This is a genomic window from Streptomyces sp. YS-3 (assembly GCF_045257485.1).
Classification (GTDB): domain Bacteria; phylum Actinomycetota; class Actinomycetes; order Streptomycetales; family Streptomycetaceae; genus Streptomyces.
The window spans coordinates 1-3,120 of the sequence record NZ_JBJHPC010000721.1 but is presented as its reverse complement, the minus strand read 5'-3'; the positions used below and the strand labels follow the sequence as shown (position 1 = coordinate 3,120).

Annotated in this window: 3 protein-coding genes; 2 read left to right on the top strand and 1 reads right to left on the bottom strand. The window is 74.2% G+C overall.

The window, feature by feature from the left end:
* Window positions 1-6: 6 nt before the first annotated feature.
* Both ACJA3G_RS33830 and ACJA3G_RS33825 read left to right on the top strand, forming a co-directional pair.
* Entirely contained in the window at window positions 7-849 is an 843-nt protein-coding gene (locus ACJA3G_RS33830; RefSeq protein ID WP_406556857.1) for a lysozyme, read from the top strand.
* 87 nt (window positions 850-936) lie between these two features.
* Window positions 937-1,728, top strand: coding sequence for a trypsin-like serine peptidase (locus ACJA3G_RS33825; protein ID WP_406556856.1), 792 nt, complete (start codon window positions 937-939; stop codon window positions 1,726-1,728).
* Window positions 1,729-1,758: 30 nt separating this feature from the next.
* On the opposite strand, the gene lon is transcribed toward ACJA3G_RS33825, so the two are convergent.
* On the bottom strand, window positions 1,759-3,120 hold a 1,362-nt coding region (lon, locus tag ACJA3G_RS33820; protein ID WP_406556855.1), incomplete at its 5' end, for an endopeptidase La.

Below are 3,120 nucleotides of genomic sequence, written 5' to 3'. Positions count from 1 at the left end.
CACGCAATGCCCGTGCACAGACCCGGAACGGCCCGCCGCGCTCCCCTCACCGCGGCCGGAATCCTCCTCCTCGCCCTCACCCTCCTGCTCACCGCGCCCGGCACCTCGGACGCGGCCAGGCCCCCCGCCCGCGGCTCCGCCACCATGGGCATGGGCGTCGCCGCCCACGACGGCACCGGCGGTCTCCCGCGCGACACCCGGACCGTCCAGGCTGTGCAGACTGTGCAGACGGAGGGGGTCGACACCAGCAGCCACAACGGCAACGTGGCCTGGAGCACCCTGTGGAACAGCGGGGTGAAGTGGGCCTACGTCAAGGCCACCGAGGGCACGTACTACACCAGCCCGTACTTCGCCCAGCAGTACAACGGCTCGTACAACGTCGGCATGATCCGGGGCGCGTACCACTTCGCCACGCCCGACACCACGAGCGGCGCCGCCCAGGCCGACTACTTCGTGGACCACGGCGGCGGCTGGTCGCGCGACGGCCGTACGCTGCCGGGCGCGCTCGACATCGAGTGGAACCCCTACGGCGCCGCCTGCTACGGCAAGTCCGCCGCCGGGATGGTCAGCTGGATCCGCGACTTCGTGAACCGGTACAAGACCCGCACCGGCCGTGACGCGGTCATCTACACCGCCACCAGCTGGTGGACCCAGTGCACCGGCAACTCCGCCGCCTTCGGCTCCACCAACCCGCTGTGGATCGCCCGCTACAACACCGACCCGGGCGCCCTGCCGGCCGGCTGGGGCTACTACACGATGTGGCAGTACACCTCCTCGGGACCGACGGTCGGCGACCACTCCCGGTTCAACGGGGCGTACGACCGGCTCCAGGCCCTGGCCAACGGCTAGGAGGGACCGGCCCGACGGCCCCCGGCGCGCCGACGCGCGCCGGGGGCCTGCCCCTGCCGCGTCCCGTCATACGACAGGATGGTCACCATGCGCGTGCTGCGAACGGTGGGGCGGGTGACCGCCGCGGGGATACTGGGCCTGGTCACGGGGTGCGGCGGATCGGCCGCGTCGGCGCCGCAGCAGGACCGGCCCGACGAGGTGCCGCCCGCGCCCGCCCCGCAGTCCTCGGCCGTGACCGGCGCCGGACTGCCGTTCGTGGGCGTCCTGGTCGACGGCGACAAGCACTGGTGCACCGCCAGTGTCGTCGCCAGCCCCCGGGGCAACGTCGTCGCCACCGCCGCGCACTGCGCGGACGCCGGGTCGGCGGGCTCGATGGCGTTCGCGCCCGGGTTCTCCGGCGCGGTCAAGGGCTCCCTTCCGTACGGCACCTGGAAGGTCAGGTCCGTGCAGACCGACGAGCGCTGGTCCGACAGCGGCGACGACTCCTTCGACTACGCCTTCCTGACCCTGGAGCCGGACGCCCGGGGCCGCAGCGTGCAGAGCGTGGTGGGCGCCGCCCAGCCCGACTGGGGCTCGGGGCCGCGGCGCCGGGTCACCGTCCTCGGCTATCCGGACGAGGACCACAACCCGGAGAACCGGCCCATCGCCTGCACCACCGACACCCGCCCGGACCCCGAGCTGCCGAGCGACGTACGGATCGACTGCGCCGGGTTCTGGACCGGCACCAGCGGCAGCCCGTGGCTGGCGGACCACCGGGGGCCGGACCGCCCCGGCCGGCTCATCGGCGTGCTGAGCGGCGGCGACACCGATGTGGCCTCCACGGCCGTGCTCTTCGACGCGCGCGCCCGGCGGCTGTACGAGAAGGCCGCGCGGGCGTAGCGCCCGCGCGGCCCCCTCACACCGCCCGGCTCACACCGCGACCGCCACCGGCACCTGCGCCGGGGCCAGCGCGATCTCCAGGACCTGGCGGACGTCACCGACCGGGTGGACCTCCAGCTTCTCCAGGACCTCCGCCGGGACGTCGTCCAGATCCGGCTCGTTGCGCTTGGGGATCACCACCGTGGTGATGCCCGCGCGGTGGGCGGCGAGCAGCTTCTGCTTCAGACCGCCGATCGGCAGCACCCGTCCGGTGAGCGAGACCTCTCCGGTCATCGCCACGTCGGTGCGCACCAGCCGGCCGCTGAGCAGCGAGGACAGCGCGGTGACCAGCGTGATGCCGGCGCTCGGGCCGTCCTTGGGGACCGCGCCCGCGGGGAAGTGGACGTGCACGCCCCGGTCCTTGAGGTCGGCCACCGGCAGCTCCAGCTCGGCGCCGTGCGAGCGCAGGAAGCTCAGCGCGATCTGGGCCGACTCCTTCATCACGTCGCCCAGCTGGCCGGTGAGGGTCAGGCCCGCCGCCCCGGTCTCCGGGTCGGCCAGGGACGCCTCGACGAACAGGACGTCGCCGCCCGCCCCGGTGACGGCGAGGCCGGTGGCCACCCCGGGCACCGAGGTGCGCCGCTCCGCCGGGTCCTGGGCGGACTCGGGGACGTGGTGCGGGCGGCCGATCAGCGCGCGCAGGTCGTCGGGCGTGACCGTGAAGGGGAGTTCACGCTCGCCGGTCTCGTGCTGGGCCGCGACCTTGCGCAGCAGCCGGGCGAGCGAGCGCTCCAGGTTCCGCACGCCCGCCTCGCGGGTGTACTCCCCCGCCAGCCTGCGCAGCGCGCCCTCCTCCAGGACCACCTCGCCGCCGTCCAGCCCGGCCCGCTCCAACTGGCGCGGGAGCAGGTGGTCGCGGGCGATGACGACCTTCTCGTCCTCGGTGTAGCCGTCGAGGCGGACGAGCTCCATCCGGTCGAGCAGCGCCTCCGGGATGGCCTCCAGGACGTTGGCCGTGGCCAGGAAGACGACGTCGCTCAGATCGAGCTCGACCTCCAGGTAGTGGTCGCGGAAGGTGTGGTTCTGCGCCGGGTCGAGGACTTCGAGCAGGGCCTCGGCCGGGTCGCCGCGGAAGTCGGAGCCGAGCTTGTCGATCTCGTCGAGCAGCACCACCGGGTTCATCGACCCGGCCTCCTTGACCGCCCGCACGATCCGGCCGGGCAGGGCGCCCACGTACGTACGCCGGTGGCCGCGGATCTCGGCCTCGTCGCGGACGCCGCCGAGGGCGACGCGGACGAACTTGCGGCCCATGGCGTGGGCCACGCTCTCCGCGACACTCGTCTTTCCCACACCGGGCGGGCCGACCAGGGCGAGCACCGCGCCCCCGCGCCGCCCCCCGACCACGCCCAGGCC